Below are 23,392 nucleotides of genomic sequence, written 5' to 3' on the forward strand. Positions count from 1 at the left end.
CTGAATGCCATCGATTAATAACTACAGTGATGCCATGAGCCAATCAGAATCGCGTGCGAATGTTCTAGCGCTGTATCCGGAAGACTCCCGCGAGGCAGCGGCGTTGCTCAAGCAAGCCGTCCCCCTGATGGTTCGCCACAACATTCCACCCAATCCCGTGCATTACGCGCTCTGGTACACCTACAGCAAAGGTCAGGATCCGGAGCTCAACCGGCACCTGGACAGGGTTCTCCGCGACTTCGACGGTTGCCCGCCGGAATCCGCGTCCCGGCTGTTTCGCGAATACATCATTCGTGACGAACTCGAAGACGTTCGCGCCGAGCAGCAACAGGTCTTCAGTCTGGTTGATGGTATGGAGCGCGACGTTTCGCGCAGTGTGATGGGCAGCCAGAACTTCCAGAACCGCTTGGGCCAGTGCCTGGAAATGCTCGACGAACCGGTCAGCGACCGTTTGCCGGGCATTCTCAGTGAGCTGCAGCAGAGCACCCGCGTGATGCAGAGCCAGCAGGAGCGCTTCCTCGGCCAGTTGCAGTCGGCGCAAAACGAAATCAAGACCCTGCGCGACAAACTGGAACGCGCCCAACGGGCGGCGACCCTCGATGGCCTGACCGAACTGCTCAACCGCACGGCGTTTACGCGCTTGCTGGAGCAGGCGCTGGGCAAGGCCTCCCGGCGAGTAGCGCTGGTGATGCTGGATATCGACCATTTCAAGCAGTTCAACGATCAGTACGGCCACCCCTTGGGCGACCGCGTTTTGCAGCATGTCGGGCAGGTGTTGCGCGGCGCGCTGCCCGCCAATGCGTTCGCCGGACGTTACGGCGGTGAGGAGTTCTGCGTCGTGCTGGAAGGCTGCGCCGATCTGGCCAGCGCCCGCGCCTACGCCGAACAGCTGCGCCTGAAAGTGCAATCGTTGCGGATCAAGGCGCGTGGCACCGACACGGTGCTCGATACCATCACCGCGTCGTTCGGTGTCGCCTTCGCCGAGCCCGGCGATAACCTGGAAAGCCTGGTGACCCGCGCCGACGACGCGTTGTATGAAGCCAAGCGCAACGGTCGCAATCAAGTGCAAGCCCTGCATCAAAGCCCGGCACTGCAGTCGTAAACCTGCGATTGCGTTGCGCCGGACTTTGAAGGGCGGTTACTGACCGTCCACGCTGCGCGGCACGCCGAGGGGGTTGCTGTCTCGCAGGACCTCGGGCAACAACGCGTCAGGGAAGCCCTGATAGGACAACGGACGCAAAAAGCGTTCGATCGACGTCATGCCCACAGAGGTGAAGCGGCTGTCTGACGATGCTGGAAACGGTCCGCCGTGAATGGTCGCGTATGACACTTCCTGCGGATGGGCAAAAGCGTTGACCACGATCCGTCCGGTCCGCCGTTCCAGAATCGGCAGTAATCGCCGGGCCAGATCAAAATCGTCCTCTTCCAGATGCATGGCCGCGCTCAATTGACCGCGCAGTGCACGAGCCACCGCGAGCATTTGCGCTTGATCCGTTACCTTCACCAGCAGCGCTGCCGGCCCGAAGACTTCATGGGCCAGGGCCGCTTCGCTGAGAAAGCGTTCGCCGTCCACTTCCATCAAGGCTGACTGGCTGTCCAGGTCCGCCACCGCTGCCGAGCCTTCAACCACAGATCGGGCGCCAGCGCTTTGCAGTTGGTCCAGACCGTTGAGGTAGGACGCGTGAATGCCCGGCGTCAACATAGGACGCGCCGGTGCATCTGCCACACGTTTGATCATGGCCGCGCGCATCGCATCGAAGCCGTCGCCCTCGATTGCAATCAGGATCGCCGGCTTGAGGCAGGCTTGCCCAACGTTGACCAACATGCGCTCGATGAATCCGTCACCGATCTGCGCGCCGCGAGCAGTCATTGCCTGGGGCAGAATGAATGTCGGGTTGACGCTGGTCATCTCGGTAAACACCGGGATCGGCTCAGGTCGCCGTTGAGCGCGGCGATACAGCGCCATGCCGCCCTGTTCGGAACCGGTGAACGTCACGGCCTTGATCAGCGGATGGTCAACCAACGCCTCTCCGATGGCATTGCCGCCGCCCCGCACCATGGAGAACACGCCTTCAGGCAAACCGCTGTCCTGCACGGCTTTGCGAATGGCCTTTGCCTGAATCTCCGAAGCACCGGGATGCGCGTTGTGCGCTTTGACGACCACCGTCGCGCCGGCCGCCAGTGCCGAGGCGGTATCGCCACCGGCCACCGAGTAACTGATGGGGAAGTTGCTCGCGCCGAAAATGGCCACCGGGCCGAGGGCGATTTTCTGCAAACGGTGATCCATGCGCGGTCGTGGCTGGCGATCGGGCTGGGCTGGATCGATGGCCAGTTGCAGGAAGCGGCCTTTGCGCACCACTTCGGCAAATTGACGGAACTGGGTCGCGGCCTTCGCCGCTTCGCCCTGAAGTTGCGCCTCGGGCAGGCCGGTTTCCAGCGCGGCCCGTGCTGCCAAGGGCAGGGCGATTGCATCGAGGTTATCGGCGATGCGCTCGAGGAACGCCGCCCGTTCAGTCAGCGAGGTATGGCTGTACTGATCGAACGCTTCGTCGGCGAGGTTCGCCGCCATGTCCACTTCTACCACGCCACCGAAGGCAAAGTCCGGCTCAATGAGCTGATTGGTCGTGGGATTGAGCGCTTTCATGGTCCCGGCACTGGCGGGGACTTCGTTGGCGCCGATTAACAGGTTTCCGGTCAGTTTCATGTTCAGCTCACGACTTGAGGGTGGCGATCAATTGCTCGGTCGTCACAATCGAATGGGCGTACGTCGGACCGTTGAGTTCATGGGCGGCGTGCATCATTTCCGGCTTGAAAGCGGCGGTGGCGTCGCGCACCAGGGTGACGTGGTAGCCGAGCTCTTGTGCGTAACGGGCAGTGGCTTCGATGCAGGTGTTGGCGAGCAAGCCGACGATGATCACGTGGGTAATGCCTTGCTGCTTGAGGCGGAAATCCAGGTCGGTATTGGCAAAGCCGCTGGAACCCCAATGCTCCTGAACGATGATGTCGCCGTCCTGCGGCGCAAAATCGGGATGCCATTCACCGCCCCATTCGCCGCGTGCGAAGTGGTGCATGTGCTGGATCTTGCATTGGGTGGGGCTGGGGTGATCCCAGTTTTCGTAGTCGCCTTGCTCCCAGCGACGGTGCGGTACGATGACCACCTGGATGTCGAGGGCGCGGACGGTGCGGTCGAGGCTGCGCAGGTTGTCGAGCAGGCCGACCTGGTTGGCGATGGGTTCGAGCAGGGGGAAGATCTTGCCGCCTTCGGACAGGAAATCGTTGTAGGGATCGACCAGCAGGTAAGCGGTCCGATCAAGCGGGTAGGCTGCGTTGGACATGACTGATTCTCCAGGGATTTAGACTGACCCATGCCATGGGATTGCCTTGGTATGGTGTTAATATGATAATCATAGTAGCTAGGAAAGAGGCAAGCCCGTATGGCGGTAAAGAAGAATAGTCCTGAAACGTTGTGCCCGATTGCGCGGGCCGAGGACATTGTCGGCGATCGCTGGACCGTGCTGGTTTTACGCGAATTGTTCATGCGCAATCATCGTTATGACGAGATTCAGGCGCAGACAGGCGGCACCCCGCAAATGGTCGCGGCGCGCCTTAAAAGCCTGGAGGCTGACGGCATGGTCGAGCGCCGCGCCTACAGCGAACGGCCGCCGCGCTACGAGTACCACCTCACCGCCAAGGGTGAGGCGTTTTACTCGGTGGTATTAGCGTTGCGTGCCTGGGGGGAGACCTGGTGCAAGTCCGTGGATGAAGGCCTGGCCGTGCGTTACACCCACAAGACCTGCGGCCAGCCCGCGGGGCTGGGGCCGTTGTGCGGACATTGCGGTGAGTTGCTGAGCCGCGAAACGTTGATCAGCGAACCTGAGCCAGCCTACGTCGAAGAGCGCGCGGCACGGCGCGAAGCCTTCAAGGGCAAGCGCGGGGCGATGGCCGACAAACTCGAACAGTGAGACGCCGCCGCAGGCTTCGGATCATTGATGCGTTAACGCCAACTATTCGTTCGAATAATAGTGACCATCACCGATCACAAGTTCTGTTGCTGGCGGCAAACAAGGAAAATCGCGCCCATCTGAAATGCTTCTACCGGAACCGGCGCGATGAAAAAATTAACTCGACTGGCGCTTTTCGCCCCCTTGCTGTTGGCAGGTTGTGCCTCAACGCCAAACGACCCAACGCTGACCTTGCAGACAAAAAAAGCACCTGAGGATTACGCTCAGTGTGTGCTGCCAAAACTGCATGAAGGCGCGCTGCACGCCACCGTCTCGGAAACCCCGCGCAGCTACCGGATTGTGGTTTCGAGCAAGGTCGCGGCCAACGATGTTCTGGAGGCGTACAAGGGCAAGGTGTTCTTGTATGAACGTACCCTGCTGGCGTCGACCTTTGGCCCTTCGCGGCTCGAACGCGCCGCACAGGAATGCCTTTAAGCAACCGTCTAAAGCCGGATCTCCGAATAAAACGATCAGGCGATTCGCAGCCTGCTCGATCAGTCCCGGCCACTGCGCGACCAGGCCGGCTCCTGCAAGCTGGGTTATTTGAGTGCGGCCGTGCTCTGGCGCAACGTCAGCTCGAACGGCAACACCACATGCCGCTGCGCCAACGGCTTTTTCTCGATCAGCGCGATCAACATCTCCACGGCTTTCTGGCCGAACATTTCGGCCGGTTGCGCGATGGTCGTCAGCGGCGGATCGCAATAGGCCGCGAACGGGATATCGTCGAACCCCACCAGCGACACATCCTGCGGAACGCGCAGACCCTGTTGCTTGAGGTGCTTGAGCGCGCCGATGGCCATCTCATCGTTTTCGCAAAACAACGCAGTGGGACGATCAGGCAGTTTCAGCATCGCTGCCGCGCCGTCATAACCGGCCTTGAGGCTGAAGTCACCGTGACAGATCAATTCCGGGTCGCAGGCAATGCCGGCGTGCTGCAAGGCATCCTGATAACCCGCCACGCGATCGCGGGTCAGAGGGCTGCTTTTCGGGCCTTTGATCAGGCCGATGCGGCGGTGGCCGAGTCCGATCAAATGTTCGGTCATGGCCTTGGCGGCGGCGCGGTTGTCGAGGCTGATGGTCGGATGGCGACCGCCCTGAATGACTTCGCAGGCGTTGACGATGGGCGGCAGCTCGGCGCTGGGGAAGGGTGCCTGGAACGGGTCGTAGGCGCGCAACTGGATCACGCCGTCGGCTTGATGGTTGTACACCAGCTCGGCGAACTCCCGTTCGATTTCCTCGCGGCCCTGGGTGTCGCACAGCAGTAAACGATAGTTGGCCGCCTGGGCGGCTTGTTGCGCCCCGCTGATGACCCGGGCGAAAAAAGTGTTGGCGATGGCCGGCACCAGAATCACCAGGTTGCCGGTCCGGCGCGAGCGAAACTGCACCGCCATCAGGTTCGGTCGATAACCGGCCTGTTCCACGGCGGCGTTGACCTTGTCCCGGGTTTCGGGGAGCACACGCTCGGGCGACTTCAATGTTCGGGACACCGTGGCCACCGAGACACCGGCCAGCCGGGCTACTTCGCGGATATTGGACAAGACCACCTCGTTTTCAAACAGCGCGGCCGGCGAGCTTACCGCAGGTCGGCCATGGGCTGAAATGTTCGTGGACGTTAAACCGGGGTTTGACACGTCACCCAACAGAGCCTAAATTTCCGCCATGATGTAACCGGTTACATCATGGCCGGATTCCAACCTGAAATCCGCTTTAATCAGGGAACAATTGCAATGAACGCTGCCGTGCCAAAAATAAGAATGGGTTTTGTCGGAGGCGGTGAAGGGGCCTTTATCGCCAAGGCTCATCGTCAGGCCGCCGGGCTCGATGGGCGCTTTGAACTGGTGTGCGGTGCGTTCAGCCGCGATGCCGAAAACAACCAAAGTACTGGCGCGGCACTGGGCCTGTCGGCGTCACGCTGCTACAGCGACTGGCGGCAGATGATCGAATCCGAGCGCGCCTTGCCCGCTGGGCAGCGCATGGAACTGGTGGTCATCGTCACCCCCAATCACCTGCACGCACCGGTGGCCAGCCAGGCACTGAGTGCGGGTTTTCACGTGTTCAGCGAAAAGCCAGCGGCGTTGAATCTGGCCGAACTGCTGGCGCTCAAGGACGTCGTCTCTCGCAGCAATCGTCTCTATGGCCTGGCCCACACTTACCTGGGCTATCCGATGGTCTGGCAAGCGCGGGAGATGGTGCGCAGCGGGGTGATCGGTGCGGTGCGCAAGGTGATTGTCGAGTACCCCCAAGGCTGGCTGAGCCAGGACGTGGCCGCGCAGGGCAACAAGCAGGCTGCCTGGCGTGATCTGCCGGAGCAGTCCGGGGTGGGCGGATGCATCGGCGATATCGGCACCCATGCCTTTTCCCTGGCCGAGTTTGTCGCCGACCAACCCATCCAGCACCTGTGCGCGATGCTGGGCGTGCACATCGAAGGCCGGCAGTTGGACGATGACGCCTCGATGCTGTTCAAGATGGCCGATGGCGCCAGTGGTGTGCTGATCGCCAGTCAAGTCTGCGCGGGTGAAGAGAACCCGCTGAAAATCCGGGTCTACGGCGACAAGGGCGGCCTGGAATGGCGGCAGGAAGAACCCGCCAGCCTGGTCCATCGCGCCCTTGATCAGCCGTTGCGTATCCTGCGCTCCGGTGTCGGCCAGCCATGGTTGTGCGAAGCCGCCAGCCAGCGCATGCGCCTGCCCGCCGGGCACCCCGAAGGGTATCTCGAAGCCATGGCCAATCTTTATGGCGACTTTGCCAATGCGATTCGTGGCGAGGTTGCCGGCCATGATGCCCCCGGTGTGCCCGGCATCAACATCGGTTTGCGTGGCATGGCGTTCATCGAAACCGTTATCGCCAACCATCGCGGCGACAGCAAATGGACCGAACTGGTCTGCACCCCATGACCCTGGAGACTTCCGTGACCACTCCCTCCGAAATCTCAGCCGGGCTGCGCGGCCCGGGGATTTTCCTCGCGCAGTTCATGTCTGCCGAGGCCCCGTTCGATACCTTGGCCAATATCGCCCAATGGGCGGCCTCCCAGGGCTACAAGGGCATCCAGTTGCCGACGTCGGGAACGCAGTTCATCGACCTCGCACGTGCCGCCGAAAGCCAGAGTTACTGCGACGAATTGAAAGCGGTATGCGCCGCGGCGGGTGTCGAGATCAGTGAACTGTCGACTCACCTGCAAGGCCAACTGGTGGCGGTGCACCCGGCGTTCGACACGCTGTTCGATGACTTCGCGCCGGAGCATCTGCGCGGCCAGCCCGAGGCGCGCACCGCCTGGGCCATTGATCAGTTGAAACTGGCTGCACGCGCCAGTCAGCGCCTGGGCTTGAAGGCGCACGCGACGTTTTCCGGCGCACTGCTGTGGCCGTACATGTACCCGTGGCCGCAGCGTCCGGCCGGTCTGGTCGAGCAAGGTTTCGCCGAACTGGCCAAGCGCTGGTTGCCGATCCTCGACTGCTTCGAAGCCGCGGGTGTCGACCTGTGCTACGAGATTCACCCCGGCGAAGACCTGCATGACGGCGCATCGTTCGAGCGTTTTCTCGAGGCGGTCAATCACCATCCCCGCGCCGCGATCCTTTACGACCCGAGCCACCTGCTGTTGCAGCAAATGGATTATCTGGGGTTCATCGACCGTTACCACGACCGCATCCGTATGTTCCACGTCAAGGACGCCGAGTTCCGCCCCGATGCCCGTTCCGGTGTCTACGGCGGTTATCAAGGCTGGGTCGAACGGCCAGGGCGTTTCCGCTCGTTGGGCGATGGCCAGATCGATTTCAAATCGATCTTCAGCAAACTGACCCAATACGACTTTTCCGGTTGGGCCGTGCTCGAGTGGGAATGCTGCCTGAAAGATTCCGCGCAGGGTGCTGCGGAAGGTGCGGCGTTCATCGAGCGACACATGATCACCAGGACGCGCAAGGCCTTCGACGATTTCGCCGGTGTGTCTGCTGATGAACGTTTCAACCGGCGATTGCTGGGGTTGCCCGACGCTTGATGCGGGTCCCTTGCTGCTAAAAAACAACAATAAGACGGTGACTGTTATGACTTTGATGAATGCGCGACTCAGCGCAATGATGTTTCTGCAGTTCTTTATCTGGGGTGGCTGGTTCGTCACCCTCGGTACCTTCCTTGCCAGCAATCTGGGCGCCACGGGCGGGCAGATCGGCATGGCGTTTTCGACCCAGTCCTGGGGGGCGATCATCGCGCCCTTTGTGATTGGGCTGATTGCCGACCGTTTCTTCAATGCCGAGCGCATCCTCGCGGTGCTGCATCTGATCGGCGCGGTGTTGCTGTTTCAGCTGTATCGCGCGCCGGACTTCAGCACGTTTTACCCGTATGTGCTGGCCTACATGATGATCTACATGCCGACCCTGGCCCTGGTGAACTCGGTCGCGTTCCGCCAGATGAGCGACCCGGCGCTGGAGTTTTCGCGCATACGCGTGTGGGGCACGATCGGCTGGATCGTGGCCGGTGTGGTGATCAGTTTTGTGTTCGCCTGGGATTCGCAAGCGGCGATTTCTTCCGGCGGCTTGCGCAATACGTTCCTGATGTCGGCCATCGCCTCGCTGCTGTTGGGGCTCTACAGCTTCACCTTGCCGCGCACCGCGCCATTGAAGCCGGAAGCGGGGCGTGTCGGGTTCAAGCAAATGCTCGGGCTGGACGCGCTGGGTCTGCTCAAGGATCGCAGCTATCTGGTGTTCTTCATCGCCTCGATTCTGATCTGCATCCCACTGGCTTTTTACTACCAGAATGCCAACCCGTTCCTCGCGGAAATCGGCGTGACCAACCCCACGGCGAAGATGGCCATCGGGCAAGTGTCCGAAGTGCTGTTCATGCTGCTTTTGCCGCTGTTCATCCATCGCTTCGGCATCAAGCTTGCGCTGTTGGTGGGCATGTTGGCGTGGGCGTTGCGCTACCTGTTGTTTGCCTACGGCAATAACGGCGACCTGGCCTTCATGCTGTTCACCGGCATCGCTTTGCACGGCATCTGCTACGACTTCTTCTTCGTCTCGGGGCAAATCTACACCGACGCCAAAGCCTCGGAACGGTTCAGAAGTTCGGCCCAGGGCCTGATTACATTGGCTACCTACGGCCTCGGCATGCTGATCGGTTTCTGGGTGGCGGGGCAGGTCACCGATCACTATGCGACCACCGCAGGCAGCCACGACTGGAAGCACATCTGGCTGTTCCCGGCAGGTTTTGCCCTGGCGATCTTTTTCTGTTTCTCCCTGGCGTTCAAGGGCCGGGAAGCGACGGTGGTGCAAACGTCGGGTTGATGCCCTTCGCCGCAGCGCTTTCGCAGCGCGCTGCGGCCATTACCGAAAAGCACAAGACTTGCGGCGGAAAAGCCGGATAATGGCGGCCATTCGTTTAGCTCGTATTCTGGTAATCCCGCATGGAAATCAAGGTCAATTTTCTCGACAACCTTCGACTTGAAGCCAAGTTCGATGACTTCACCGTGGTGGCCGATCAACCCATTCGCTACAAGGGCGATGGGTCGGCACCGGGTCCATTCGACTACTTCCTGGCTTCGTCGGCGTTGTGTGCGGCTTACTTTGTGAAGTTGTACTGCCAGACCCGCAACATTCCCACCGACAATATCCGCCTGTCGCAGAACAACATCGTTGACCCGGAAAACCGCTACAACCAGATCTTCAAGATTCAGGTCGAGTTGCCAGCGGATATCTCCGACAAGGACCGCCAGGGCATTTTGCGTTCCATCGACCGTTGCACGGTGAAGAAGGTGGTGCAGGCGGGGCCTGAGTTCGTGATTGAAGAGGTGGAAAACCTCGACGCCGATGCCCAGGCATTGTTGATGCCCTCTTCGATGTCAGAGGCGGGCACTTACATCGCCGGCAAGGATCTGCCGCTGGAGCAGACCATCGCCAACATGTCGGGCATTCTGGCCGGCCTGGGCATGAAGATCGAAATCGCTTCGTGGCGCAACATCGTTCCCAATGTGTGGTCGCTGCATATCCGCGATGCGCACTCGCCGATGTGTTTTACCAATGGCAAGGGCGCGACCAAAGAAGGCGCGTTGGCGTCGGCGCTGGGCGAATTCATCGAACGCTTGAACTGCAATTTCTTCTACAACGATCAGTTCTGGGGTGAGGAACTCGCCAACGCAGCGTTCGTGCATTACCCGGACGAGCGCTGGTTCCAGCCTGGCCCGAAAGATGAGCTGCCGACCGAAATCCTCGATGACTATTGCCTGAAGATTTACAACCGCGATGGCGAGTTGCGTGGCTCGCACCTGTACGACACCAACTCGGGCAATGAAGAGCGCGGCATTGTTTCGCTGCCGTTTGTGCGCCAGTCGGACGGCGAGGTGGTGTACTTCCCGTCCAACCTGATCGAAAACCTGTTCCTGAGCAACGGCATGAGTGCCGGCAATACCCTGGCCGAAGCGCAGGTGCAGTGCCTGTCGGAAATCTTCGAGCGCGCGGTGAAACGCGAAATCATCGAAGGCGAGTTCGCCCTGCCGGATGTGCCGGCCGACGTGCTGGCGAAGTACCCGGGGATCCTCGCCGGGATTCAGGCGCTGGAGGAGCAAGGCTTCCCGGTGCTGGTCAAGGATGCGTCCCTGGGGGGTGAATTCCCGGTGATGTGTGTCACCTTGATGAACCCGCGTACCGGTGGCGTGTTTGCCTCGTTTGGCGCCCACCCGAGCCTGGAAGTGGCGCTGGAACGCAGCCTTACGGAGCTGCTCCAGGGCCGCAGCTTCGAAGGCCTGAACGATCTGCCTCAGCCGACGTTTGAAGGCCACGCGGTGACCGAGCCGAACAATTTCGTCGAGCACTTCATCGATTCCAGCGGCGTGGTGTCATGGCGCTTCTTCAGTGCCAGCTCCGACTACGAATTCGTCGAGTGGGACTTCTCCGGTCAGGGTGAAAACTCCAATGCCGAGGAAGCCGCAACCCTGTTCGGCATTCTCGAAAACATGGGCAAGGAAGCGTACATGGCGGTGTATGAACACATCGGTGCCACCGCCTGCCGGATTCTGGTGCCGGATTATTCGGAAATTTACCCGCACGACGATCTGATTTGGGATAACACCAACAAAGCCCTGTTTTTCCGCGCTGACATTCTGAACCTGCACAGCCTGGACAAGGCCGGCCTGAAAGCACTGGTCAAGCGCCTGGAAGACAGCGAACTGGATGACTACACCGACATCACTACGCTGATCGGCATCGAATTCGACGACAACACCGCGTGGGGGCAGTTGACGATTCTGGAGTTGAAGCTGCTGATTTATCTCGCCCTGCAAAAATTTGAAGAGGCGAAAGAGGCGGTGGAGATGTTCCTGCAGTACAACGACAACACGGTCGAACGCGGCTTGTTCTACCAGGCTGTGAATGTGCTGCTGGAGATGAAGCTGGACGAAGACCTGGAGCTGGAAGACTACGAAGCCAACTTCCGCCGGATGTTCGGCAACGAGCGGATGGACGCCGCCATCGGCTCGGTGGAGAGCACCGTGCGCTTCTACGGGTTGACGCCTACCAGCATGAAGCTCGAGGGGCTCGACCGTCACCAGCGCCTGATCGACAGCTACAAAAAGCTGCACGCGGCGCGGGCCAATGTGACGTCTGTCTCCCGTTAATCGCACTGACGACAAAAGCACCTTCGGGTGCTTTTGTCGTTTTTGACAAGCCGCAACCCGACGCGCTCTGTCACCCTTTTTTTGCCTCGACCGGGGTCATTGCCTCGCTTGCAACACGCTGATTCCAGCACTTGCCACCCGCCCTCGTGACGTTCCGCTCCCGGTTCGACTAAGGGAAACCTTTACCTGCCTTGGCGTTTTCCCCCCTTCGGATGCTGTTCGTCTTAATACCGGCGCGGCGTCTACTGACTTACCTTGCGTAGACAAGAGGCGTGTCGTCGCTGCGGGTTGTTCCATTGAGTCCGTCTGGCGGTTTACCCCATAACAACAAGAGGCCTTGGTAATGCGCGATTCAAACGTCCCCTGCATCCCCCCTGCATTGCGCCGGAAAGTGGCAGTTATCTGCCCCGCAAGTTCCCGGCGACTTTTAGTTTGACACTGCTCCTATAAATACAGTGCCCAGAGCACATACAGATGTGGAGATGTTAGATGCATCAGGTAAAGCAATCTTGTTGCGGGCTGGGTATTGCCGGCGTGCTGGGGATGATCTGTTCGCCTTTGGCGGTACAGGCCGATGTCATTGATGACAGTCACTTCAAAGTGGATACCCGTAACTTCTACTTGCACCGTAACTACACCAATACCAATGCACCGGATTCCGAAGTGCACAGTTGGTCCCAGGGTTTCGATGCGCAATTCACCTCCGGCTACACCGACACGGCGTTGGCCATCGGCCTGGATGTCGATGCGCAATACGCCCTGCGCCTGGATTCGTCGGGCAACGACGGTTCGCTGCCCTACAGCGTGAGCGATCAGCAGACAGCCGATGACTACAGCCGCGCCGGTGCCACCTTGAAGATGCGCTACAGCAAGACCGAGTTGAAGGTCGGTGATCTTCGACCGCAATTGCCGGTGGCGTTCGATGACCCAAGCCGTCAGCTGGATACCATTTATCAGGGCGCTGTGGTCGAGTCCAAGGAGGTTGACGGTTTGACGCTGACCGGCGGCCGTTTCTGGTCTGCCGCGACGCGGGAATCATCCAATCACGAGAAGCTGTACAAGTTTGGATCCACCGATAATCTCGACAGTGACGGTCTGGATTTTGGCGGCGCGACTTACGACATCAGCAAAAACCTGCAAGTCAGTTATTTCTACGGCGTGCTGCACGATATCTATCAGCAGCATTATTTCGGCCTGATGCATATGGCTGACCTGGGCAACGGCTACAAACTCAAAACCGACTTGCGCTACTTCAATAACAATGAAGACGGCAATGCTCTAAACGGCGAGGTCGACAACCGCTCCTACGGTGCCTTGTTCAGTTTGCTCAAGGGTGCTCACATGTTCGGCGTCAGTTACCAGCGCATGCTCGGTGACAGCGTGTTCCCGACCATGAATGGCTATATCCCGCAGCCTTACCTGGTGCACTGGTCGTCGCTGGCCTTTGTCCGCCCGGATGAAAAGTCCTGGTCGGCGCGCTACAGCTATGACTTTGCCGGGATGGGCATGCCGGGGCTGAAGTTCTTCACCCGCTACACCAAGGGCACCAACTGGGACCGTGGCGGTAACCTGAGCGACAACGAAGAAAGCGAACGCTTCCTGGGGCTTAATTACGTAGTGCAGAGTGGACCGCTGCAAGGCCTCGGGCTGGACCTGCGCAACATCGATGTAAAACAGAAATTCGGCTACGACTACAACGAATTCCGCGTCGCCACGACCTACACCTGGAAGTTCTGGTAAGCGTGCTTACACCATAACAATAAGAGGCCTGACCATGATCGAACCCATCATCCTTTACATCTGCCCCGCAACTTCCCAGTCGGTGCCCAGTGCACCGTCACCCGGTGCGCTGCGCGCATGAGCGGATTCCAAAAGGAGCAAACACTAGTGAATATCCAGGTCGATAACGCGGTCCTGCAGCAACAGAAGAAGACTTACCTTTACGAGTGGTACGTGGTGGGTCTGTGCATGATCGCCTACATCTTTTCCTTCGTGGATCGGCAGATCCTGGCGCTGATGATCGAACCGATCAAAGCCGACTTGCAGATCAGCGACACCCAGTTCAGCTTGCTGCACGGGTTGGCTTTTTCGTTGTTCTACGCCTTCATGGGCATGCCTATTGCCTATCTGGCAGACCGTTTCTCCCGGCCGAAGATCATCGCCGTCGGCGTGGTGTTCTGGAGCCTGGCGACAGCGGCCTGCGGCCTGAGCAAGAACTTCCTGCACATGTTCCTCGCGCGCATTGGCGTCGGCGTCGGCGAAGCGGCTTTGTCGCCGTCGGCCTACTCGATGTTCAGCGACATGTTCCCCAAGGAAAAACTCGGCCGCGCCGTGGGCATCTACTCGATCGGCTCCTTCGTCGGGGGTGGTCTTGCGTTCCTGGTGGGCGGTTATGTGATCGCGATGCTCAAGGACATGAACACCATCGAGGTGGCGTTTCTCGGTGCGATGAAAGCCTGGCAGTTGGCGTTTTTCATTGTCGGACTGCCCGGTATCGTCGTCGGTTTGCTGATCTGGCTCACCGTGCGTGACCCTGCGCGCAAAGGCCTGCAGGTCGATGCACAGGGGCGGGCGAAGAAGGTCTCGTTGAGCGATGGCTTGCGTTTTCTCGGTCGCCACCGTGCCACCTTTACCTGCCATTACCTGGGCTTTTCGTTTTATGCCATGGCCCTGTTCTGCCTGATGAGCTGGAGCCCGGCGTTGTACATCCGCAAGTTCGGCCTGTCGCCGATGGAGGCGGGCTACATGCTCGGCACCGTGCTGTTGGTGGCCAACACCACCGGCGTGCTGTTCGGTGGCTGGCTCACCGATTATCTGGCGAAAAAAGGTCATCAGGACGCCGCCATGCGCACCGGCGTCATCGGTGCCCTCGGCATGGCGGTTCCGGCCGTGATGTTCTCGCAAGTCGATCAGCTGTGGCTGTCGGTGACGCTGTTGGTGCCGGCGATGTTCTTCGCCTCGTTCCCGATGCCGGCGTCCACGGCGGCGATGCAAATCCTCGCGCCGAATCAGGTGCGCGCGCAGGTCTCGGCGGTGTTCCTGCTGATCAGCAACCTGTTGGGATTGGGTCTGGGCACCACGCTGGTGGCGCTGTTGACCGACCGTTACTTCGGGACGCCAGCGGCGGTGGGGTCGTCGATGTCGCTGGTGATCGCCGGTGCGTCGGCGCTGACCGTGCTGCTACTGTGGCGGGGTTGCCGGCGTTTCCGCGAGAGCTATGCGCGGGAATACCCGACGCTCGCTTGATCGGGCATAGTCCATGATCGGCGCCTCGGCCTCGCTCCTTTCGAAGGGAGCGGGGCCTTGGCGCTCCAGGCCAGGAGAACCCTTGATGCTGAATGACGTACACCTGCTGGAACGGCACAGTCTGCTGAGCTCGGCCGATTACCGTGAGATCAAGGACAAGGTCAGCCACTACCTGTGCCCGCACAGCTTCAACGTGCTGCGTGACGAGCCGATTCACACCCGGCTCAACGGCGTGTTTTTCGGCGATTCGGCGCTGCTCGACTTGCGCTATGGCGCGCCGGTGGAGATCACCATCGGCGACATTGCCGATCAATACCTGTTTCGCATCACCTTGCAGGGGCATTGCGAAGTGGCCCACGGCCGGCGGAGCGCGGCGATGCAGTCGGGCTACCTGAGCGTTTCCTCGCCCTTCGCGCAAAGCCGCATCGTTACCGATGGGCAATGCCGCAACCTGATCCTGCGTGTCGACCGCGATGCCCTGGAGACGCAACTGCAACGCCTGCTCGGTCGTAGCCTGCGGCAGTCGGTGATCTTTGATGTCAGCGTCGACCACCTCGGCGCCGGCGTCGTCAGCCTCTATCACACCCTGGACTACATCTGCCGGCTTTACGGCGATGGCGTCGACGGTTCGCGCCTGGCCAGTGGCCTGTCCGAATACCTGATGCAATTGCTGCTCACCCAGTTGCCGCACAACTACTCGGCGGATCTGTTGATCGACTCACGCGCGCCGCTGCCGCATCACGTGAAGAAGGCCCGCGACTACATTGAGGCGCACCTCGACCAACCGATCAGCCTGACGACCTTGAGCGAGCTGTGTGGCGTTTCAGTGCGCACCTTGCAGAACGGCTTCAAGCAATTTCTCCAGCAAGCGCCGGTGGAGTTCATCCGCGACCGGCGCCTGGCGGTGATCCACGAATCGCTGAAGCAGGGCCGGGACGGTGAAACCGTCACCGATATCCTGTTGCGTCACGGCATCAACAGTTTCGGGCATTTTTCCAGCGCCTATCGGCAGCGTTATGGCTGCTTGCCGTCGGACACCCTGCGGCGACAGAAGCACTGAAGCTGCTGCGCAATCCGTCACCCGGCTGCGCAATCGGGTGAGTCCGCAGGCGCCCAGCTCGATAGCATCGAGTCACTTACAAGAGGAGTGGCTCCATGAAAATTACAGTGTTGGGTGGTGGACACGGCTGTTATGCCGCTGCTGTCGAAATGGCTGAAAAGGGGCATCAAACCCGCCTCTGGCGTCGCGACGGCGCCGCGCTCAAGGCGCTGCTGGCCATCGGCAGCCTGACCATCAAGGACTACAAGGGCACTCGCCAGCTGTCCGTCGGCAAAACGGGCGACAATCTGTCGTTGACCGATAACCTGGCCGAGGCCCTGAGCGACGCGCAGCTGGTGCTCATCCCGCTGCCGTCGACCTCCCACGAAGCCCTGGCCAAAGACGTGGCGCCGCACCTGCGCGACGGCCAGGTGGTGTTCCTGCCACCGGGCACGTTCGGCAGCTATGTGTTCGCCAAAGCCATGGCCGATGCGGGCAACGGCAGCAAAGTCGCCTTCGCGGAAACCGGCACGCTGCCGTACCTGGTGCGCAAGCATGGTGCCAGCGACCTGGTGATCAGTGGCTACGCCACCCGCCTGCCGACCGGCGTGTTCCCCAGCAACCTGTCTGAGCACGCCTTCGCGGTGTTGCGCGAGGCGTACCCGAGCGTTGAGCCGATCGAAGACGCCCTGAGCGGTGCGTTGATGAACGCAGGCCCCATCATCCACCCACCGCTGATCATGATGAACGCCGGTCCCCTGGAGCACTTCGAGTCCTGGGACATTCACAACGAAGGCACCCAGCCGTCGATCCGCCGCGTAACCAACCAGCTCGACGCCGAGCGCATGGCCGTACGCGAAGCGCTGACCTATGGCGCGCCGCATTTCCCCTTGGCCGACCACTACAACACCCGCGAAGGCGATGAGTGGATGTACGGTCGCGGCGCCCACGGCAAGCTGACCGACAGCGGCGACTGGCGCGAAGATATCGACCTGCAAACGCATCGCTACATGCTCGAAGACACCCGCCTGGGCCTGTCCTTCCTGGTGTCCGTCGGCCGCTGGGCCGGTGTGCCGACCCCGGTGGCGCAGGGTTTGCTGAGCATTGCCTCGGTCGTTGCCGGGCGAGACCTCTTCGCCGAAGGCCGTACCCTGGAAAACCTCGGCCTGGCCAGGCTCGACCGGGTGCAAATGACCGAACTGCTGACCAAGGGTTTCAACTGATGAACGCCGCGTTGCCGCACGTCAGCGTGGTCGGTGCCGGGCGGATGGGCGAGGGCATTGCCCTGGCGTTCATCCATGCGGGCCTGCCAGTCACCCTCATCGACATCAAGGATCGCGCCGAAGATCAGCGGCAAGGCTACTTCGAGCGGGTGCGCAACAACATCCGCAGCGAACTGCAAATGCTGGTCCGTCTCGGCATGCTCCAGCTGGAACAGGCGGACACCGCGCTATCGCGCTTGACCCTGCAATCCCGGTCCCAAGCTGCAGAGACACTGCGCCTGTGCGACCTGGTGTTCGAAGCCGTGCCGGAAATCATCGGGGTCAAGCAGCAGACGTTCGCCTGGGTCAGCGAACATGTCCCGGCGTCGACCATCATCGCGTCGACCACGTCGACCTTTCTGGTCACCGAGTTGAGCGAAATGGTCAGTGAGCCGAAGCGCTTCGTGAACGCTCACTGGCTGAATCCGGCATATTTGATGCCGCTGGTAGAAGTCAGCCGCAGCGAAGCGACCTGCCCACACGTGGTCGAACGCTTGCTGCAACTGCTCAAGCGCATCGGCAAGGTGCCTGTGGTGTGCAACGCCGTGGCCGGCTACATCGTCCCGCGCATCCAGGCACTGGCAATGAACGAAGCCGCGCGAATGGTGGAAGAGGGCGTGGCCAGCGCGGAAGACATCGACACCGCCGTGCGCGTCGGCTTTGGTTTGCGTTTCTCGGTGCTGGGCCTGCTGGAGTTCATCGACTGGGGCGGCGGCGACATCCTCCATTACGCCTCGCGCTACCTCAGTGGCGCGCTGTCTCCGCGCTTCGAGTCGCCGCAGATCATTGCCGACCACATGCAAAACGGCCGCAACGGCCTGCGCGATGGCCAGGGCTTCTACGACTACCGCGACCTCGACGTGGACGCCTACAAACAACAGCGTCTCGGCGATTTTGTCCGCAAGCTGGAGTTGTCGGGGTTGACGCCGACGTTCGATAGCGCGTTGAAGCAGGCGTGAATTCAGGGCCGGGAACCCGGCCCTGATCGCTAGGGTTTCTTCGGCGGAACGTTAAAACTCACGGTGGTACTGGTGAGGACTTTATGAGTCGGGTCGGCGATCTCAAGCAGCACTTTGTGAGGGCCGGGTGTCAGTCCGACCAGGATAATCGGGTCTTCACTGGTGTGCGCCCATGTACCTTTCCAGTCGTCGACGGTCACGTGAAGATGGCTCAGACGAGGTGATACATCAGCCGCCGCTTTACCGAATACCGGCATGATCCTGGCGTGTTCCGTTCGATACTGGATGATGACAACACCGCGCGCGAGCGGCTCGGCAAGCGGCGGATAGGCAAGGAGGCTTGGTACCGATTCGGATTCCAGGGGCAGAATCGCCGGCGGCGGGTGGGTGTCGACTGCTTGACCAGTCGCGGCTGAGCAAAAAAACGCAGCCAACGTAATGGCCGTCAGATTTCCGAGAGCGAGGGACATGAGGGTTACTCCCGCGGGATGTCATCTAAGCCTAGATCAAGCTACGTGTTGCCCGGGGTTAGATTGTGCTCGGAATCGCGGGGTCAACAAACCAAGGATCAAATAGACACTGCACCTGGCTTCTATTGCGCGATGATTGCTGCTGAACCTGTCATGTTCACGCTAAGCGTGATTTCAGAAAGTTGCCTTCCGAAACGTTTGCCTGCGTGCACATTTCTCGTTCTCTGCTTTTTGGGAGAAGGTCGACAATGCCGACTTCAAAATGTAGAGGGAGGTGAGCTGATTAGCCGCACACCTAAAACGGTCACCGCAGCGTAAGGTGGAGTTCTGCGGTGACCAAAAAGGATAAATCGCGATTCAATAGCTGGCAGAAGCGTGATTACGCCTGACGTGGTGTCTCCTCGAGTCAATTTTCTGTTGTGCGACCTGGCAAGCGAGCGATCCGGGTGATCTTCGAAGCTTTTGGCTGTAACGATTGCGACATGTGCCTCAAATTTCAGCAGCGATCTTTCGAAGCGACTGCTCGTAGTAGTCCGCCGTTTGAGCGCCAGTGATTAGTTGACGGCCATTGAGTACGATGACAGGAACGGAATGAATGCCGCGACTGGTAAAAAAGAACTCTCGCTCACGTACTTCGTTGGCATACAGATTTGAAGAAAGAACCTCGTTGGCCAGGTCTTCAGACAGACCGACACTGCTCGCGATTCTGGCCAGCACTTTGTGTGAACTGATGTCTTGGCCATCGGTGAAGTAAGCAGCAAAAAGCGCATGGGAAAGTGGGCGCTGCAATCCCTCAAAACCCGCCCAAAATATCAATCGATGCGCATCAAACGTGTTGTAAAAATGGGTTCTTTTATCAAAATCAAAGTGAAATCCAACGCTATTACCGCCAGCGCGAATACTGTTCTGGCCTCGCGCGATGTCTGCGGCATTGCTTCCGTACTTCTGCATGATGTGCACGACCGCGTTTTGCCCACCCTGAGGCATGTTCGGGTTCAACTGGAAAGGTTCGAAATTGATCTCGACGACGGCTTCTTCTGCCAGGCGCTCAATAGCTTGTTCCAAGGCGCCCAGGCCGATTGCGCACCAGGGGCAGACAACGTCGGAAATGAAATCAATGCGGATAGGCGTGCTCATAACGAGTCCTCTGCTTTTCAAACCAATCGTTGGGCGAGGCTGCGACGGCCTTCTACAAGCTCTCGGGCTACGCGTGCCACACGGGCGCCGAGGTGCTCAGCGGTCAGGATGTCGGGATTTTTGGGGGCTACATCCGGTCCTTCATCGAAATTGGACTGGGCACCCACACCAATGAAGTAGCTGTCGCGGTTGAGCATTTCTTCTGTGGTGGTTGAGCTGTTGTGTCCAGGTGGCAGACCGAGATTGACCCAGTGCATGGCGTGCTGGGCAGCGAAAATGCTCAGTTGCTGCAACGTTGCCAGTTTGTCGCCCGAACGCGATGCCGCATTGGTGAATCCCGCAGCAACCTTGTCAGCCCAGACACCGCCCTTGGCGAATACGTGGCGAGAGGTGGCATCCATGAAGGTTTTGAACTGCGCCGATGCGCTACCCATGTAGGTAGGTGAGCCGAAGATGATGGCATCGACCTTTTCCAGGGCGTCCCAGTGCTGGTCAATATCTTCGACCTGTACGAGCAGGCTCTGTGTGCCTTCAACACTGACCGCACCGCGGGCTACAGCTTTGGCGACATTGGCGGTGTGGCCATATCCACTGTGATAGATGACAGCAACTTTTGTGGTCATGTGAGTGCTCAACTTTTTGATACCCGTCTTCTGCCGGCCAGCCAACAGCGGCGGATGATTGTTTAAGGAAAATTGATCCTGGCGTGTTTCTGGAGAACGATGGGGGCACTATATTTATGTTGAGTTTTTAGATAAACGGGTGATCTTACATATCAGTTGATACATGGTGGAACTAGTTGGGTGCAACACTTTACGGGTCGAATCCGTTGAATTCGAAGGTGTGATTGACGAGGCGGTGATCTGCAGCGGGGGAAGGGTTCAAACACTGGTAGTGACGGCGCGTGCGGCTTTAGCCGACGCGCCGTTTGGTCACTTGCTTGCGTCCAGCACTACGCGGTAGCGAGCTTTGCCACTGCGCAGATGGTCGATGGCTTTGTTGACCTGGCTCATTGGAAACATCTCTACCTGCGGCAGGATCTGATGGCGGGCACAGAATTCCAACATAGTCGCCGTGTTACCGGGCGAGCCAATCGGCGAGCCGGACAGGCTTTTTTGCTGTGGAATCAGGTTGAAGACGTGCACGGGGATAGCGCTGGGGGCGATGCCGACAAAGTGCAGGCGACCTTTGCCGCGCAGCGTTCCCAGCATGGCCGGCCAGTCGAGGTCTGCACTGGCACTGATCAGCAGGAAATCCAGGGTGCCGGCAATGGCATTCAGCGCAGTACTGTCAGTCGAGGCGACTACGTTGTGTGCTCCCAGTCGCTTGGCTTCGTCTTGCTTGGCCAGCGTCGATGTAAAAGCGGTGACTTCGCACCCCCAGGCGTTGAGGAAGCGTAGAGCAAGATGACCGAGCCCTCCGATGCCGACGACACCCACCCGGTCAGTAGGTTTGACGTTGAACTGCAAGAGCGGATTGAACACCGTCGACCCTGCGCAGAACAACGGTCCGGCCATGGCCGGGTCGAGTTCTTTCGGTAGCGGCACGGCCCAGGCCCAGTGAGAGCGGAGGCGATCGGCGAAGCCACCGTTGCTGCCGATGATGGTGGGTTTGACTGTACCGCACAGGTGATGCGAGCCACCCATGCACGATGAACAATGCATGCAGCTGCCCTTGTACCAACCAATCCCCACTCGTTGCCCTAATTCGAGACTGCGTACCTGGGAACCGATTCGGACGATACTGCCGACCGCCTCATGACCGGGGATAAAAGGGTATTGGCTCAAGCCCCATTCATTATCGATCATCGACTGGTCGGAGTGGCAGACTCCACAATATTCAACTGAGACTTCCACCTCGTCGTCCCCCAATGGACCAGGGTCGTAGCTGTAGCTCTCCAGTGGAGCGCCGGCCGCTGTTGCGGCCCAGCCAGTGAAGGACGTTATTTCGGTACTGTTACTCATTGGAGACCTCCAAATCAGCAGAGTGGGTTTTGGCTCCGATGCCTGGGATGATTCCTGTTGCCGACACGCAAAGCCGCGATTTTTCGGGGCTTTGCGCACTCAGCCGTTTGCAAATTCAGCAGATACGCCTCCTGGCGCAGCTATCAGCAATCGACTGCTTGTCGAACCGCGCGATGCGCCGGGCCATGGTGTCGACGAACTTGTCGAATTCGGCATCGGGCAAGGCACGGTTGACGTAGCCTTAACGCTCGGCGAGTTCGCCATTGATGTCGTTGCCGGACAGCAGCACTTCCAGTGGGCGTCCACGGCCCATCAGCTGTGGCAGACGCGCCATCGGTCCGCCTTCGGGCACAAGGGCCGCACCGATTTCCCATTGCGAAAGGATGGCTTTCTCGCGGCTGGCAAAGCGCATGTCGCTGGCCAGTGCCAGCTCACTGCCAACGCCGGTGGCGCGACCGCGAATCGACAGCGGCTGAAGTTGGCAAGTGGCTCGATAGATCCGGGAACACCGCGATCCAGGGGGGCGATACATGTCGCCTTGCGCCGGCAGCGCCGAATGCTCAAGCGTAGCAGCGACAGGTTGGCTCGCAAGTCACAAACACGGATGAAATCGCCGACAACAACAATCCGGTGCTCATTGGCCAATCAGCAGGAGATAAAACCTGATTCGACACTGCCTGGGATTCTGTGGCACTAGCGCCTGGGCAGAGGTAATAATTGTGATTGCCCGGCAGCGGCAAAAAACCAGTCTTTCGGGGTGTATGTTCCTCTAAAACGTCAGTATGCACTGGAGTAAAGCTACCAATGGAAGCTAACCGATTCGGGGACATCGCTGCTTTTGTCTGCGCCGTGAAGGCTGGAAGTTTTACCTCCGCGGCTACCTCCCTTGGTCTGACCCGATCGGCTGTAGGTAAAAGTATCGTTCGTCTTGAAGGTCGGATGGGAGCACGGCTTCTGAATCGCACGACGCGCAAGTTGAGCCTGACTGACGAGGGGCAGGTCGCCTATGAACGCTGGAAGCAAATTCTCGAAGATCTTGATGAGGTGGATGCAACCATGGCCTTGCGCCGTGGACGGCCGACCGGCACGTTTAAACTCACAGCGCCCCTTTCCTTCGGTCAGCGCCATATCTTGCCGATTCTGGATGCTTATCTGAAACAGTGGCCTGAACTTCGTGCGGACGTCTGGTTCACCGATCGCTTTGTCGACCTCGTCGAAGAGGGAGTCGACATCGCCATCCGCATTGGCACGCCAAAAGACGATTCACAACTGCTGACCAGAACCGTGGGTTGGCAGCAGTTCGCAACGTGTGCCTCGCCCTCTTATCTGGCCCGTTGCGGGGTACCGCAAACACCTGCAGATCTTGCGGGGCACGACACCATTGCGTTCATCAGTGGCCAGGCCAGTGTCTGGCGTTACCAGACACCCACCGGCCTTTATTTATATGAACAACCCGGGCGGCTGAACATCGACAGTTCTGAAGCCATGCGCGAAGCGGCGCTGACGGGCATTGGCCTGATTCACTTGCCGACCTATATCACCGGTAACGATTTGCGCGACGGGACATTGGTGGAAGTACTCAAACCTTATCGTGCAGCGCCCGACCCCATACGGGTTGTGTACCCGAGCAAGCGTCAGTTGTCGCCGCGTGTCCGCGCGTTTATTGATCTGTTGATTGAGCGCTGGGAATCAGGAGTGCCTTGGGAAACCTGAGGAT

Annotated in this window: 21 protein-coding genes; 13 read left to right on the plus strand and 8 right to left on the minus strand. The window is 59.6% G+C overall.

Annotated elements, in window-relative coordinates; all coding sequences use genetic code 11:
* Positions 1 to 34: 34 nt before the first annotated feature.
* Positions 35 to 1,102, plus strand: coding sequence for a GGDEF domain-containing protein (locus tag KHO07_RS11255; protein WP_191635306.1), 1,068 nt, complete (start codon positions 35 to 37; stop codon positions 1,100 to 1,102).
* A 36-nt stretch (positions 1,103 to 1,138) separates the two neighbouring features.
* On the opposite strand, the gene KHO07_RS11260 is transcribed toward KHO07_RS11255, so the two are convergent.
* On the minus strand, positions 1,139 to 2,704 hold the full coding sequence (locus KHO07_RS11260) for an aldehyde dehydrogenase (NADP(+)) (protein WP_212627215.1): 1,566 nt from the start codon (positions 2,702 to 2,704) through the stop codon (positions 1,139 to 1,141).
* 7 nt (positions 2,705 to 2,711) lie between these two features.
* Positions 2,712 to 3,335 (minus strand): isochorismatase family cysteine hydrolase, encoded by a 624-nt coding sequence (locus tag KHO07_RS11265; protein ID WP_075949489.1) that lies wholly within the window; start codon positions 3,333 to 3,335, stop codon positions 2,712 to 2,714.
* A gap of 99 nt (positions 3,336 to 3,434) precedes the next feature.
* Here KHO07_RS11265 and KHO07_RS11270 point away from each other — a divergent pair, with 99 nt between their 5' ends.
* Both KHO07_RS11270 and KHO07_RS11275 read left to right on the plus strand, forming a co-directional pair.
* Positions 3,435 to 3,962: a helix-turn-helix domain-containing protein gene (locus tag KHO07_RS11270; protein ID WP_150736329.1), complete on the plus strand. Its 528-nt coding sequence runs from the start codon at positions 3,435 to 3,437 to the stop codon at positions 3,960 to 3,962.
* Positions 3,963 to 4,109: 147 nt separating this feature from the next.
* On the plus strand, positions 4,110 to 4,436 hold the full coding sequence (locus tag KHO07_RS11275) for a hypothetical protein (RefSeq protein ID WP_150736328.1): 327 nt from the start codon (positions 4,110 to 4,112) through the stop codon (positions 4,434 to 4,436).
* Positions 4,437 to 4,540: 104 nt separating this feature from the next.
* Here KHO07_RS11275 and KHO07_RS11280 read toward each other — a convergent pair whose 3' ends face one another.
* The gene (locus tag KHO07_RS11280) at positions 4,541 to 5,539 is read right to left on the minus strand and encodes a LacI family DNA-binding transcriptional regulator (RefSeq protein ID WP_212627216.1); all 999 of its coding nucleotides are present in this window, start codon (positions 5,537 to 5,539) and stop codon (positions 4,541 to 4,543) included.
* A gap of 189 nt (positions 5,540 to 5,728) precedes the next feature.
* Between KHO07_RS11280 and KHO07_RS11285 the strand changes: the two genes are divergently transcribed.
* The 9 genes from KHO07_RS11285 (at position 5,729) to KHO07_RS11325 (ending at position 18,104) form a co-directional block, all read left to right on the plus strand.
* Complete coding sequence (locus KHO07_RS11285) at positions 5,729 to 6,895, plus strand: Gfo/Idh/MocA family oxidoreductase (RefSeq protein ID WP_212627217.1); 1,167 nt, start codon at positions 5,729 to 5,731, stop codon at positions 6,893 to 6,895.
* Positions 6,892 to 7,992, plus strand: a complete 1,101-nt coding sequence (locus tag KHO07_RS11290; protein WP_212627609.1) for a sugar phosphate isomerase/epimerase family protein — start codon at positions 6,892 to 6,894, stop codon at positions 7,990 to 7,992. Before KHO07_RS11285 ends, KHO07_RS11290 begins: the two co-directional genes overlap by 4 nt.
* Positions 7,993 to 8,038: 46 nt before the next feature.
* Positions 8,039 to 9,274, plus strand: a complete 1,236-nt coding sequence (locus tag KHO07_RS11295; protein WP_150736324.1) for a nucleoside permease — start codon at positions 8,039 to 8,041, stop codon at positions 9,272 to 9,274.
* A 119-nt stretch (positions 9,275 to 9,393) separates the two neighbouring features.
* Positions 9,394 to 11,598, plus strand: coding sequence for an OsmC domain/YcaO domain-containing protein (locus KHO07_RS11300; protein WP_212627218.1), 2,205 nt, complete (start codon positions 9,394 to 9,396; stop codon positions 11,596 to 11,598).
* Positions 11,599 to 12,087: 489 nt separating this feature from the next.
* Entirely contained in the window at positions 12,088 to 13,338 is a 1,251-nt protein-coding gene (locus tag KHO07_RS11305) for an OprD family outer membrane porin (RefSeq protein ID WP_212627219.1), read from the plus strand.
* Positions 13,339 to 13,485: 147 nt separating this feature from the next.
* Positions 13,486 to 14,844 carry an MFS transporter gene (locus tag KHO07_RS11310; RefSeq protein ID WP_150736321.1) on the plus strand — a complete coding sequence of 453 codons (1,359 nt, stop codon included), beginning with the start codon at positions 13,486 to 13,488 and terminating at the stop codon, positions 14,842 to 14,844.
* Positions 14,845 to 14,929: 85 nt separating this feature from the next.
* Positions 14,930 to 15,904 (plus strand): AraC family transcriptional regulator, encoded by a 975-nt coding sequence (locus KHO07_RS11315; RefSeq protein WP_150736320.1) that lies wholly within the window; start codon positions 14,930 to 14,932, stop codon positions 15,902 to 15,904.
* A 95-nt stretch (positions 15,905 to 15,999) separates the two neighbouring features.
* Positions 16,000 to 17,106 carry an NAD/NADP-dependent octopine/nopaline dehydrogenase family protein gene (locus KHO07_RS11320; protein ID WP_150736319.1) on the plus strand — a complete coding sequence of 369 codons (1,107 nt, stop codon included), beginning with the start codon at positions 16,000 to 16,002 and terminating at the stop codon, positions 17,104 to 17,106.
* On the plus strand, positions 17,106 to 18,104 hold the full coding sequence (locus KHO07_RS11325) for a 3-hydroxybutyryl-CoA dehydrogenase (RefSeq protein ID WP_212627220.1): 999 nt from the start codon (positions 17,106 to 17,108) through the stop codon (positions 18,102 to 18,104). Before KHO07_RS11320 ends, KHO07_RS11325 begins: the two co-directional genes overlap by 1 nt.
* A 29-nt stretch (positions 18,105 to 18,133) precedes the next feature.
* Here the strand turns inward: KHO07_RS11325 and KHO07_RS11330 are convergent, their stop codons facing one another.
* The 5 genes from KHO07_RS11330 to KHO07_RS11350 all read right to left on the minus strand — a co-directional run bounded on the left by KHO07_RS11330 (position 18,134) and on the right by KHO07_RS11350 (position 22,207).
* Positions 18,134 to 18,574: a DUF6130 family protein gene (locus tag KHO07_RS11330; RefSeq protein ID WP_212627221.1), complete on the minus strand. Its 441-nt coding sequence runs from the start codon at positions 18,572 to 18,574 to the stop codon at positions 18,134 to 18,136.
* Positions 18,575 to 19,063: 489 nt separating this feature from the next.
* Complete coding sequence (locus KHO07_RS11335) at positions 19,064 to 19,711, minus strand: DsbA family oxidoreductase (protein WP_212627222.1); 648 nt, start codon at positions 19,709 to 19,711, stop codon at positions 19,064 to 19,066.
* A 17-nt stretch (positions 19,712 to 19,728) separates the two neighbouring features.
* On the minus strand, positions 19,729 to 20,334 hold the full coding sequence (locus KHO07_RS11340) for a flavodoxin family protein (protein ID WP_150736315.1): 606 nt from the start codon (positions 20,332 to 20,334) through the stop codon (positions 19,729 to 19,731).
* Between the two features lie 309 nt (positions 20,335 to 20,643).
* Positions 20,644 to 21,675 (minus strand): NAD(P)-dependent alcohol dehydrogenase, encoded by a 1,032-nt coding sequence (locus KHO07_RS11345; RefSeq protein WP_212627223.1) that lies wholly within the window; start codon positions 21,673 to 21,675, stop codon positions 20,644 to 20,646.
* 241 nt (positions 21,676 to 21,916) lie between these two features.
* Positions 21,917 to 22,207 carry an enoyl-CoA hydratase/isomerase family protein gene (locus tag KHO07_RS11350; protein ID WP_244858283.1) on the minus strand — a complete coding sequence of 97 codons (291 nt, stop codon included), beginning with the start codon at positions 22,205 to 22,207 and terminating at the stop codon, positions 21,917 to 21,919.
* A 272-nt stretch (positions 22,208 to 22,479) separates the two neighbouring features.
* Between KHO07_RS11350 and KHO07_RS11355 the strand changes: the two genes are divergently transcribed.
* Positions 22,480 to 23,388, plus strand: coding sequence for a LysR family transcriptional regulator (locus KHO07_RS11355; protein WP_150736314.1), 909 nt, complete (start codon positions 22,480 to 22,482; stop codon positions 23,386 to 23,388).
* Positions 23,389 to 23,392: the final 4 nt, after the last annotated feature.

Source organism: Pseudomonas sp. PP3 (assembly GCF_905336995.1).
Classification (GTDB): Bacteria; Pseudomonadota; Gammaproteobacteria; order Pseudomonadales; family Pseudomonadaceae; genus Aquipseudomonas; species Aquipseudomonas reinekei.